A 13,244-nucleotide genomic window follows, 5' to 3' on the forward strand; every position below is an offset into this window, starting at 1 on the left:
ATAATAATCGGCAGCCTTTTTTTATTGGTTTTCCAAGAATTTATAAAACAATTTAAAATGGCAACCCCGAATTTTCCGTGGAAATAGCTTACATTTTCTCGAATTAGTTTTTGGCGCTTATCGTCTCAATCATAAGCTACAAATTCCAAATTACCTTTAAAATTTTAACTTAATTTTTTTATTCTACTTACAAATGCCCTGTACAGATTCAATTTTTTAACGTTTTGTTAACAATAATCCAGAGCTAGTCTCAGCTCGACCAAGTATCTTTAGAAGTTGTTTCAGAATTCGTAAAGTTTCTTCTCCAATCAGACCCCCAATGAAAAATATTTTAATTAAATCAATTTTTCTCGCTCTATCTATCGTGTTGAGTATGGTACCTTCTCATGCACAGAACAGGGAAATTGCAGGCTGGACATTTGGTGAGCTTGTTGGAGAGGAATCACAGTTTGCCAATCGAGGAAATTTCAATAATATTGGCGTAAGGGAAATATCACTTACCAATGCCGATCTCAATGAATATGTCGGAGGTTTTTCTGGAAGGTCTATCACTTCTAATCGATGGGTGGATGAAGAACTTGAAAAATTTTGGGTAATTCAGGTAAATACCCTTGGATTTGAAAATTTGAATTTGTCATCCAAACAACGAAGTTCCGACTCAGGTCCTAGAGATTTTAAGGCTGAATATAGCTTGGACGGTACATTTTGGGAAGATATACCTGGAGGAATCATAACAGTGGCCAATGATTTCACATCCGGTACTTTGAATAAAATCTCTTTACCTCAGGATGCAAATAACCAAACACTCATTTTTATCCGCTGGATAAACACTTCCAATATCTCCGTAAGCGGCGGAACAATCTCCTCAGCAGGCACAAGTAGAATTGACGAAATCTTTATTGAAGGAGAAGTACTTGGTGGGGCATTAGAACCAACAGCATCACCTGTAATTAATCCCGATGGCGGAATTTTTGAGGAGGCACAGACAGTGACTTTGACATCTGAAACCCCAGGTTCGACAATTTATTACACCCTCGATGGTAGCGCTCCTAACTTGGGAAGCACTTTATATTCAACACCGATAGTGATTGAAGAAAGCGCAATACTTTTTGCGATTGCAGTGGCGGAAGGTTTTAATTTCAGCGAAACAAGTACCGCACAGTTCACGATTGAAATGCCGGGCATTCCATCTTCATCAATTCCTTATAATCAGAATTTCGGTGATTTTGTCAATTTAAGCAGTCCCGTAACTTCTTTTGGAGTGAATGACGAATGGAGTTTTGAAGGGTCTGCATTAAATTATAATGGACTTTTCAGTTCCGGTACAAGTGCTGGCCTACGGGGAGGTGATGTCATGGGTTATCAGCATACAGGATCATCTGGAGTTTTCACAGCTTCTCTGGAACTTGAAAACGATACTAATTTTCCAATCACAGATTTGGAAATATCATATGTGGGAAAGGTTGCAAGACTAGATCAAACTAGGTTTCCCGAGTGGACCGTATCGGTAAACGGATCTTTGATTCCTGAATTGGCATATAGCACTTCCACAGGTGAGGACATGCAAGTGTCGGCCTCACTATCTGAATTAAACATACAACCGGGAGAATTTTTGAACATTTCTTGGTCCTCTGACAGAGGCTTTAACGCATCTGGCGGAAGCCGTCAGATCGGACTAACAAATGTACGGATCGAAATTCCAGAAGTTCTTGAGCCAGTTGATTTTGTGAATTGGGATTTTACAACACAACCTGGAAATCAGCTTTCCACACCAGGAGTTTCGCTTCAACCGGGAGTAGAAGCCAGGGATTTTGCCCGTGGTTCAGACATCAATCCAGCTTCTGCGCGCAATTCCATCAGCTCAAATGGTTGGAATGAAGGTGATAACAGATATTATACATTTGGATTTAATGTGGCTCTTGACAAGCTAATTGACCTAACGTCACTTCAAATAGGCTCCACCTCATCAGGTACTGGCCCACGAGATTTAGCATTAGTCTACAGTGGAGACAATTTCACATCCAGACTGGCTGAATGGCAACACACTGGCTCCTTTGTAAATCAAATTCTTGACCTTTCCGGTTTACTAAACCTGTCCGGCAACATTGAATTTAGAATCATTAGAACCAGCGATATAGCTGCAAATGGCAGCACAATTGGTTCTGGGGGAACTATGAGAATAACCAATTTCTTCCCAGGTCCGCTTCCCGTCACGTTCACAGGCATTATTAAAGATGCAGACGGTGTAATTATTCCAGCTATTACAACCAACCCTTCACAACTTGATTTCGGCGCCGTAAGCTTAGCTGCTCTTGCGCCAATTCTTTCTTACGAACTTACTGGCGAAAACTTAGAAGGTCCGGTAAATGTCAGTGCACCCGCTCCTTATGGGGTGTCGAAGGACGGGATAGACTTTGCCGGATCTATTGAGTTTTCCATTGAAGAGTTAAGTGATTCTCAGACTGTATTTGTAAGGTTTGAAAATGCAGAGACGGGCAATTTCAGCACGGTAATCAGCAATCAGACTTCGAGCTCGCTTCCACTTTCTGTAAGCCTAACAGGTTCAGTTTTCGATCCGTTTAGTATCTCCGAAAATTTCAACACTACTTGTCCAGATTTAGCCTCAGGATGGGAAGCTATAAGTGTTACGGGAGAGCAACAATGGGCTTGTACTACTTTTGGTAGAGCGGGGACAAACCCCACGGCTTCCTCACCTTTCGGCATTCAAATTAATGGCTTTTTTGAAGGACCTGTTTTAAATGAGGATTGGTTAATTACCGCTCCCTATAACTTGAATGATTATAATATTCCGCTATTGACTTTCTGGAGCAGGGTTGCATTTCAAGGTCCACGGTTGCGGCTTTTGATTTCAACAGACTATGAAAACGGTAACCCAAATGAATCAAGTTGGAAAGAACTCAGTGATAGGTTTGCATCCGGTGACGAATGGACATTCTCTGGACAACTTGACCTGAGCGAATACCTGAACCAAACTGTTCGATTTGCATTTGTTTACAATTCCTCACCTGAGACAGGAGCTGCCCGATGGACACTTGATGATTTTACATTGTTCAGTTCAGAATTGCCAGCAGAACCATTCTTCTCAACTACCATAGGAAATCTGGATTACCTGCATTTTGGTATTGTTCCGATCGGAGGTATATCCAGTACTACCCAATCCTTCAGCTTCAATCTTTCAAATCCAAGCTCAAACTTGACCATTTCGGCTGAGGAAGGATTTGAATTCTCCAAGGATGGAGTAGTGTATCAATCAACCTTAATCTATACTCCCTCCGAATTGACAGGTCTACAGTCAGTCTTGGTGAGATTTGCGCCAACTTCTGAAGGTGCATTTGCCTCTCCGATCCGATTTGAAAGCGGGGACATAATCGTCAGCAGAGGATATCTTACAGGAGCAACGGTAGAAATAGACCAAACGTTTGACGTGGTTAATTGGAATATTGAATGGTTTGGATCGACAGAATCTGGTCAGGGCCCTACAAATGTTGATTTGCAGCTTGAAAATGTGAGGACAATTATTGCCAATTTGGACGCGGATGTGTACGCTTTCCAAGAAATCACCTCCCTATCTAAATTCAATGAGCTTGCGGAGTCCCTTCCGGAATATGGCATGGCGGTTTCCCCTGCTGCTTCTGCAGGCGGAGAGTATGCTGAGGAAGCACAAAAACTGACCTATCTATTCAAGCTGGCAACTGTAGACACCATCCAAACAAAGGCACTGCTGACTGGAGTAGAACCGAGTATGTTAACTGACTATCCTTCTACGCCGGATCGCTTCTGGGCGTCTGGAAGGTTACCCTTCTTAATGGACATAATTACAACCATAAACGGGGTCCGTCAAAATGTAACCTTGGTGAATCTTCATACCCGGTCAAACGGTGGTGGAGAAAGCGCAACAAATCCTCGTTATGCGATGAGAAGGTATGATGTAAATGTATTGAAAGATTCTTTGGACACCTATTATGGAGATGTACCTTTAATTATCCTGGGAGATTTCAACGATGATTTGGATGAAACTGTAGCGGATCAAACTGCTGCGACAGTAGGTACTTCAGAGACTTCATTCATCAATTACATCAACGATCCTGAAAGATACGTACCCATAACCATCAGCCTCAGCAATGAGGGTTTAAGAACCTTCCCAAGTTTCGAAAATGTAATAGATCACCAAATAATTTCGGATGAACTTGAAGAAAGTTGGATTGTTAATTCAGAGCGGATAGTTGCGCCCTATGATTTAATCGCGAATTTCGACAACACAACATCAGACCACTTGCCTGTCAAATCGAGATTTATCTTGAAATGCGATTTGGAATTACCTCAACTGATCGCATCTGAAACTGAAGTATGTGCGGGATCGAATAGTGTTGAATTTCAACTTTTCGGGGGAGTATTTGACACTATCGTCGGATGGGAGATATCGTTGGACAATGGTTCCAATTGGACGTTGATTGAAGAAAGCCAAAATTTGAATAGTATATCCGTTTCAGATCTAGAATTCACTGCGCTGGTAAGGGCAATAATTGACTCCGATAATTGCGGTCCGGTAGCTACTGAGGCAGTAGAAATTTCTTTAAAAACACTTCCTACTCCGGTAATCGGATTTGAAAGAGGTAGGTTGTTTACTTTAGAAGGGCCCTATACTTACCAATGGTACAAAAACGGTATTCTTATAGCCAATACGACCATTAACTCTACGGAAATACGAGGAGCTGGAAATTACACCGTAATGATTACCGACGAGGCTGGCTGTATGGCTGTATCAGGTCCGTTTTCCTTCCCATTAAGAAGAAATTCCAACATTGTCAAATTGTACCCAAATCCTGCCGCAAATTATGTGTTTGTTCAACTTAGGAAATTTGAGGGAATGCACCAAGTAGAACTGCGAACCTTTACTGGAGCATTAATCGAATCCAAGAGATCAGAAGGTGCCTTGGTATTCTTTAATGTCTCCAAACTTTCAGCAGGCGTGTACCTGATATATGTCACCGACAGGGACGGATCAACGTCTGTTGAAAGACTGATGGTCAGGTAAAATCTAAATCGATTTGCATTATTAAGGTCAGCTCTATATGGGCTGACCTTTTTTCTTTAAAATATAATAAAATTCCTTATGAAAATATTACCTCACAAACAACTGATCCAGATTTTTAAATGCCTTGAATTCAAGCGCATTTCCGGAGGGATCTTTAAAAAACATTGTAGCCTGCTCCCCTACCTCTCCTTTGAATCTCAAATAAGGTTCAATGATAAATTTTATCTGATGGTTTTTTAGGCGGTCGGCCAACTTATTCCAGTTATCCATGGTCAAAACCACTCCAAAATGTGGGACGGGAACATCATGTCCGTCCACAGGATTACTGTTTTCTTCGCCCACATTATCTGCTATGTGCAATACTAACTGATGTCCATAAAAATCAAGATCCACCCACCTATCCGAAGATCTGCCTTCTTTGCAGTTAAGAATAGTGTTGTAAAACGTTCTGGTTTCTTGGAGTTCTCTTACCGGAATAGCAAGGTGAAATGGTTGCAAACTACTCATGTATTTAATTTTCGTGTAAGAATTATAATAGATTAGATATGCAAATTACCCAGAGCTCCGGGATTTTGCTAGTATTTTAGTCTGTTTCGGTGATTGTGGTTTAACAAACTGTTTGCACTTGGATATAAGGATAAAACTACCACATAGGACGCATAGCGCACATAGATTTAAAAGGAAAAATAATTTGTATTTTAACCCTATGGGAACTTTGTAACTATGTGGTAATAAAAACGCCCACTATTTGCTAAACCGTATATGTTTACGGAACGGTGATTATTTGGTGTTAAATGAAAAAGCAGACCTCTTGCTTTTTGACCATTTATTGGCAAATTTTCTTTTTTATCCTAAAAATCTGTAAATTAACAAAGGTGTTTTATCATGGACTTGATTACAACTTATCGTGGAAATTTTAAAAACGTTGGCCCTATTATGTACCGGTGTTGTATTTGTAGGCTTTATACTTTTGATAGTTGTGTTGCTTTGGATCAGCCCTGGCAAACCGGAACCTTTTGTGGATATTGGGGGAAACCCCATACCTGAAAGTATCTCAGAGAAAGTTTTTGTACAGGTGGGCGGTGTGCAGCAGGGCATGTTTATCCGAAGCAAAAACATCCGAAATCCGGTATTGCTCTACCTACATGGCGGACCTGCCTTTCCAAATTATTTTTTGATTGACAAACACAAACCAGGGCTTGAAGACTATTTTACGGTTTGTTATTGGGAGCAACGGGGGGGCGGACTATCCTATAGTCCCGAGATGGATCCTCAAAGCATTAGCTTCGATCAGTTAATTTCTGACGCAGTGGAAGTTACCCAGTATTTGCGGGAGCGATTTGGAAAAGAAAAAGTATACTTGATTGCCCATTCCGGTGGCACCCCTATTGGGTTACACACAGCAGCCCAAAATCCGCATTTATACCATGCCTATATAGCGATGGCACAGATTACGGATCAGGCCGCCTCAGAAAAAATAGCTTATAAATACATGTTGAAGATTTTTCAGGAAAAAAATGATCAAAAATCTATAAATCAGTTGATGCAATACCCTTTAAGGGACAATGATTCCCTGATTTTAAATTTCTACACCTCTCCCCTACGGGACAGAATGATGCATGAACTGGGTGTAGGTACCATGAGGGAAATGAATTCCGTTTTCAGAGATGTATTCCTTCCAGTCTGGACCTGTAGGGCCTATACACTTCCTGAGAAAATCAAGGTATGGAGATCTAAGTTTTTCTTTTTACCAAAAACCAATCTCAACAGAGAGGTATTGTCAAGGAATTTTGCGTCCGAAGTGCCTCGATTGAAAATACCAATTTATTTCTTCAGTGGAAAGTTTGACTTTACGGTGAACGCCGAGCTTTCCAAAGCCTATTTCAGAAAACTTGAAGCACCAGTTAAGGGTTTTTACACTTTTCAATATTCTGCCCATAGTCCATTATTTGAAGAAAACGAAAAAGTGAGACAAATTATAGAACAAGATGTTTTAACTGGAAAAATAAACCTTGAGGACATGGAATAAATTTAAAAAGATAAAACTTATAAAAAGCCCTTGCAGCTGGAAACATCCTAAATTTTTAAATTCCTAGCGACACTATTACATTTTTACATACAGCCTATTATTTAGAGCAATTTAATCATTATTTTTCCATTTAATGAATGTCCAAATTAAAATAACTCCAATTTTTTCAAATAATAATAAAAAATTAAAATCGAGGTGATAGAAAGTGGATTTTGATTTTGAAACTAGAAAAATGTGTTTTGATATATTTTTTATGTATTTTGTTTGTAAATGAGTTTTTGTTTTCCTATGTTTATGATTGTGAATTAGATATAAGTGGAGGTGGACATTTATTCAAACCTTAGTGGGAATTTTCAAGGTTTGGGTAAAATATTTAGAGATAGTTTTTTACACCCTTAAACTCTTTTATTATGTTTTATGAAAATTCTAACTCTGTGTCACGGCTTTACATGTTTGGACAGTCGGCGATTTTAATACTTACTTTACTAGGCTTATTTACTCACTTTCAGGACAACCCGATACAAATTGTGGATTGGATCCTGTTCTTCGGATTAATTGGATTATGGTTTGCTTTAGTATGGATAAGGAAAAGTTATATTTTTTTGAGGAATGAAAGCTTTGAAAAAAGACAAATCAATTTTTTAAAACTTTGTGCCATTTTAATTGTATTGGCTGGTTTAATTTACTGGGCCTTTAGATTACCTTCTCACCATCGAAATGTTTTGATAGGCTTATCCATTGGATTTCCAGTTGCTGGCATGTTCGCCAATTTGGTCATTATAAGTCTCATCCATAGATTTAGTTCAGGTTATTTAGAAAAAAAATCTATTATAGTTTCGGGAACTGGTAAGCCATCAAATAGCGGCAATGATTTTTCCAATAATAAATTGTCCTTACCTTTTAATTCCAACGGTTTTACTAGGTACGAAGAACGCGCAGGCATCGTGGAAGAGAAAAGATTTGTAGGGAATTTGGACACAATGAAAAAATATTTAGAGGAAAATGATGTAGACGAAATTTTGGTTACAGTAGATATTAAAAGGGCAAAAAAAGTACGAAATATTAGGGATATAGCAGATTTTTATGGCAAAAGGGTTAAATTCATCCCCAACTTTGAAAGCATTAGCAGTGAAAATTTTAGAACTGAGCAATCTGGTGGTTTTAATGTTGTTAATCCTCGTTACTACCCCTTAGACAATAAAAAGTCCCTGTACATAAAAGAGGGATTTGACTGGATTTTTTCAGGGGTGATGCTATTGTTTCTTTCCCCTATTTTTTTGTTGATAGCGCTTATAATTAAGCTCGAATCAAACCGTCCGGTATTTTATTGCCCTATTAGAATCGGAAGGGGGGGGAAACCCTTTAGACTGTATAAATTTTGCACCATGAATGAAAATGATCCTGAGATTGGGGGCAATAATTCTACTGTTGAAAATGATTCCAGAATTACAAAATTCGGGAATATCTTAAGAAAAACCAGTTTAGATGAATTACCCCAATTTATCAATGTGTTTTTGGGCGACATGAGTGTAGTGGGGCCAAGGCCTCATAGGTCAACGCTTGACAAGCAATTTCAGGAATCAGTAGATCATTACATGTTAAGGCATTATTTCAAACCTGGGATTACCGGTTGGGCACAGGTGAATGGATGGAGAGGGCCCACAGAATCCATATTACAAAAGCAGGAAAGGACCCGCCACGATCTATGGTACCTCCAAAACTGGTCAATTTGGTTAGATTTTAAAATAATATTCAAGACCATTTTTGGCAAGAATACCCATAAAAAGGTGTTTTAGAGAAATTTAAATCTAAACAGTACAGGTTATTAAATATAATTGGTAATAGAATCGAAAAAACAAATAAGTGGGGTTGCAAAATTGGTCCTACGAATACGCTAGGTGTCTCATTGCCTCTGAAAAATTGGGATTATCAATGAGAATGGTGTTGGGTGAAGGGAATCAAGAATTGTAATGTTGATCAGTTTACATAATCCACAATTTTCTCTTTACATCATGAAACCTTTAACTCAAAAATTTACTATCCTTATTATATTTTTATTATTGTGTGTCCCATTTTTCAAAGGAGCTAGCCAGGGATTTCAATCTATTGTTCCTCTCGTTCCCCTTCCTATAGATGCTGGAGTTGGCACTGCAGATAAAACGCAGTCAAAGGTTTTTTTCTATGATGACAAATTTTGGTCAGTATTAGCTAATACCACTGGAACCCATCTTTGGCGTCTGGATGGACTTTCCTGGACTAATATTCGATTGTTGACCACGAGAAAAGGAAGGGCAGATGTCAAAGTGCAAGGTGATTTGGTCCATGTTTTTATTTTTTCTGCCAATGTATCCGAATTAGTTTCCCTCGAATATAATGATAGCGACGCCACCTTTGCTCCATGGACTAATAGACCTACCATTATAAATTTTCAGTTTAACAATCAGGTTCAGTCTGCCACTATGGATGTGGATGATTCCAACCGCATGTGGGTGGCTTACGTGCGAAATAGTAATGTGTTGGTCCAATGGAGTAATTCCCCATACAACAATTGGAGTGCTCCCATTACGCTAAAGGCAGCTGTTCGGGCAGATGATGGTGCGGTCGTCATTGCTATGCCTGGGAAGGTGGGCGTATTATGGTCAGACCAAATTACCCAGCGATTTGGATTTAAAACGCACAATGTGGGAGACACTCCAACCAGCTGGTCTGCAGATGAAATCCCTGCATCCCAGTCGGCCTTGGACGTGGGGTTCGGTATGGCCGATGACCATATGAATGTGGCTGTTTCGAATAACGGGACCCTATATTGCTCCGTAAAGACTGGATATAATAACCCCGATTATCCATTAATAGCACTCTTAGTGAGAAAACCTTCAGGTACGTGGGACGACCTATATGAAGTTTCAAATTCAGGTACCAAACCAATTGTGATATTGAATGAACTCAATAATACCATAAAGGTAATTTATGGGTCTGAATCTTATGATTCTGAAATATTTTATAAAGAGTCTTCATCTACAACCATTTCGTTTGGACCTACCCAACTCCTCATAGGGGGGTCCAATAGTTTTAGGGATCCTACCAGTATTAAGAGCAATTATCAAGCAAACGTGGTTATTTTGGCAAATAACCCATCTGCCGGAAAAGCACATGGAGTATTTGCCTCTGATGATGGCTCTCCACCACCTTTTGGATTTCCAATTTTGTCTATTCCAACCATGGCCGCTACCAGCATTCCTTTAACGGCCCACTTGGAGTGGAACTCCGTTTTTAGGGCAGATGCCTATGAAGTCCAAGTGAGCCTCAATCCTGAATTTTCCAATTTGGTTTATAACGAAGCCGGGATTGTGGAGACTTCGGTGGCGGTTTCCGGTCTTGTGAATGGAACACGCTATTATTGGAGGGTGCGGGCTACCAATGAAAATGAGGTTAGTGATTGGTCAGAGGAAAGGTATTTCACAACGATTTTTCAATCTGGATCTTCCGCTGAATTGGTAGCACATTGGAAAATGGAGGAAGGTGGTGGTAACACATTGATAGACCACTCTGGATTTGGAAACAATGGAATTTTAAGAAATGCCGACGGAGTTACCTGGGTACCTGGGGTGGACGGGCTGTCGTTGAACCTTCCAGGTACCGTGGATCGGTACGCTGAGGTAAACAATGCGCCATCCCTCAATATCAGCGATGAAATCTCAATCGCTGGATGGATCAGACCCACCGCAATACTATCGAAAGTGATCTTGGGTAAATCTACCCAGAATGGGTATGAAGTCAGCATTACGAACAATGGAAAAATCGAATTTTGGCTCAACTGGACGGCTACAGACCTGACTTATAGGCTATTGTCAACCAGTAATTATATTGCAGATGGCATCACTTGGACTCACTTTGCCGCGACATTTGACGGTATTACGATGAAAATATACCTCAATGGAGTAGAAGACAGTTCTATATCCTTCCCCACTCCGACTGCGATTTTGAACAATAATTCCATTTTAAGGATCGGAGCATTTGGCAGTGAATTCAGATGGGCAGGTGGGTTAGATGACCTGAGGATTTACCATGGGACCTTGAGTGCAAACGCCGTTGCTACGCTATATGCCAATGAACCCGATATTCCGATAGCACCAATCCTTACCGCTCCATCAAACAATAGCACCAACTTGCCTATTTCCCCCGATCTACAGTGGAATACGGTATCCGGAGCAGATTTTTATCAAGTCCAGGTAGGAGCTGATCAAAATTTCTCAGCCATAGTGTTCGACCAAGCCGTTGCCCAGGGTAACACAGTGAATGTCCCGGATCTTGCATACAACGCCACCTACTATTGGCGAATTAGAGCCGTAAACAATGTAGGACAAAGCGCATGGTCTACGGTCTGGAGTTTCACAATAGAGAACGAACCAATATCCATTCCTTTAGCTCCCCTATTGGATGCACCGGCAGAAAATGCTTCCAATATCTCAATTGTGCCGTCTCTCTCCTGGGAGACCGTTGCAGGTGCAGATGGTTACCTGGTACAGGTAGCTACCAACAATACCTTTACAGATATCACATTTGAGCAAACAGGCATTGTAGGCCCTACGGTTACCACAGTAGAACTGGGATACCAAACTACCTACTTTTGGCGTGTGAGTGCCCAAAATAGTGCTGGTCAGGGAGAATGGTCAGAGATAAGATCATTCACTACAAAAGAGCCTCCTGTTGTAATACCCGCAACACCAGAGTTAGTCTACCCCTCCAACAACGCCACCGGCATTTCCATAGCCCCTGCCCTCTCCTGGCTATCCGTGAATGGATCAGAGAGCTACCAGGTTCAGGTCGCCACCAATGACGCCTTCACCGACATTGTATTCCAGGAGGCTGCTATATCTGGCACCAGTGTCAACGCCTCAGGGCTGAATTTCCAGACCCCTTATTTCTGGCGGGTAAGTGCCCAGAACAGCGCCGGTCAGGGCCCTTGGTCCCAAGTCAGGACATTTACCACCGAAAACCAGCCTGTGGTGGTTCCTACTGCCCCGACCTTGAGTTCCCCTGCCAACAACGCAACGGGTATTTCCATTACCCCTTCACTCTCATGGCAATCCGTGACTGGGGCAGAGAGTTACCAGGTGCAGGTGGCCACCAATGACGCATTCACTGACATTGTATTCCAGGAGGCTGGTAATTCTGGTACCAGCGTAAACGTCTCAGGGCTGAATTTCCAGACTTCTTATTTCTGGCGTGTGAGTGCCCAGAATAGCGCTGGTGAAAGCCCTTGGTCGCTAACTAGAACATTTGCCACCGAAAACCAGCCAATAGTGGTGCCAGGGACGCCTTCATTGAGTTCCCCTGTCAACAATGCCACGGGTATTTCCATCGCCCCAGCACTCTCCTGGCATTCCGTAACCGGGGCAGAGAGCTACCAGGTGCAGGTGTCCACCAATGACGCCTTCACCGACATTGTATTCCAGGAGTCTGCTATATCTGGCACCAGTGTCAACGCCTCAGGGCTGAATTTCCAGACCCCTTATTTCTGGCGGGTAAGTGCCCAGAACAGCGCCGGTCAGGGCCCTTGGTCCCAAGTCAGGACATTTACCACCGAAAACCAGCCTGTGGTGGTACCCGCGGCTCCTTCCTTGAATTCCCCTGAAAACAATGCCTCAAATATCTCCATCACACCTGAACTTTCCTGGCAATCGGTAAGCGGTGCGGAGAGTTACCAGGTGCAGGTGTCCACCAATGACGCATTCACCGACATTGTATTCCAGGAGGCTGCTATATCTGGCACCAGTGTCAACGCCTCAGGGCTGAATTTCCAGACTCCTTATTTCTGGCGGGTAAGTGCCCAGAACAGCGCCGGTCAGGGCCCTTGGTCCCAAGTCAGGACATTTACCACCGAAAACCAGCCTGTGGTGGTACCCGCGGCTCCTTCCTTGAATTCCCCTGAAAACAATGCCTCAAATATCTCCATCACACCTGAACTTTCCTGGCAATCGGTAAGCGGTGCGGAGAGTTACCAGGTGCAGGTGTCCACCAATGACGCATTCACCGACATTGTATTCCAGGAGGCTGCTATATCTGGCACAAGTGTCAACGCCTCAGGGCTGAATTTCCAGACCCCTTATTTCTGGCGGGTAAGTGCCCAGAACAGCGCCGGTCAGGGCCCTTGGTCCC

The 13,244-nt window shown here is 41.8% G+C and carries 5 protein-coding genes; 4 read left to right on the forward strand and 1 reads right to left on the reverse strand.

Translation table 11 applies throughout. The features are described from left to right. Nucleotides 1–319: 319 nt before the first annotated feature. Nucleotides 320–5,056, forward strand: coding sequence for a chitobiase/beta-hexosaminidase C-terminal domain-containing protein (locus FQ608_RS17845; protein WP_158859819.1), 4,737 nt, complete (start codon nt 320–322; stop codon nt 5,054–5,056). Between the two features lie 87 nt (nt 5,057–5,143). On the opposite strand, the gene FQ608_RS17850 is transcribed toward FQ608_RS17845, so the two are convergent. Next, on the reverse strand, nt 5,144–5,563 hold the full coding sequence (locus FQ608_RS17850) for a VOC family protein (RefSeq protein ID WP_158859821.1): 420 nt from the start codon (nt 5,561–5,563) through the stop codon (nt 5,144–5,146). Nucleotides 5,564–5,963: 400 nt separating this feature from the next. Between FQ608_RS17850 and FQ608_RS17855 the strand changes: the two genes are divergently transcribed. From FQ608_RS17855 to FQ608_RS17865, 3 genes are all read left to right on the forward strand, one after another. Continuing rightward, the gene (locus FQ608_RS17855) at nt 5,964–7,085 is read left to right on the forward strand and encodes an alpha/beta fold hydrolase (protein WP_158859823.1); all 1,122 of its coding nucleotides are present in this window, start codon (nt 5,964–5,966) and stop codon (nt 7,083–7,085) included. 449 nt (nt 7,086–7,534) lie between these two features. Continuing rightward, nucleotides 7,535–8,881, forward strand: coding sequence for an exopolysaccharide biosynthesis polyprenyl glycosylphosphotransferase (locus tag FQ608_RS17860; protein ID WP_234364262.1), 1,347 nt, complete (start codon nt 7,535–7,537; stop codon nt 8,879–8,881). Between the two features lie 216 nt (nt 8,882–9,097). Next, on the forward strand, nt 9,098–13,244 hold a 4,147-nt coding region (locus FQ608_RS17865), incomplete at its 3' end, for a LamG-like jellyroll fold domain-containing protein (RefSeq protein ID WP_158859831.1).

Source organism: Lunatibacter salilacus, from assembly GCF_009797935.1.
In the GTDB taxonomy this organism is placed as follows: domain Bacteria; phylum Bacteroidota; class Bacteroidia; order Cytophagales; family Cyclobacteriaceae; genus Lunatibacter; species Lunatibacter salilacus.